Raw genomic sequence first — 249 nt, 5'->3', positions numbered from 1 at the left:
AATGATGGAATGCTCATTTCTAAGCTTTCAACAAACAGAAGCAGTAGTGGTGGAGCCAAACGGGATCGAACCGTTGACCTCCTGCGTGCAAGGCAGGCGCTCTCCCAGCTGAGCTATGGCCCCGTATTTCTACAGGTTCTTCCCACACAAAATTGGTGGGTCTGGGCAGATTCGAACTGCCGACCTCACCCTTATCAGGGGTGCGCTCTAACCAACTGAGCTACAGACCCAATTTATGGCTGCTTCTTA

The 249-nt window shown here is 51.4% G+C and carries 2 tRNA genes; both read right to left on the bottom strand.

From position 1 onward, the window contains the following. Positions 1–47: 47 nt before the first annotated feature. Positions 48–123, bottom strand: a tRNA-Ala gene (locus ACM6IP_RS00935). 30 nt (positions 124–153) lie between these two features. Beyond that, a tRNA-Ile gene (locus ACM6IP_RS00930) sits at positions 154–230 on the bottom strand. Positions 231–249: the final 19 nt, after the last annotated feature.

This window comes from Pseudomonas sp. IT-P176 (genome assembly GCF_949767245.1).
Taxonomy (GTDB): Bacteria; Pseudomonadota; Gammaproteobacteria; order Pseudomonadales; family Pseudomonadaceae; genus Aquipseudomonas.
The sequence above is the reverse complement of the archived record's forward strand: the minus strand, read 5'-3'. Positions and strand labels throughout refer to the sequence as shown.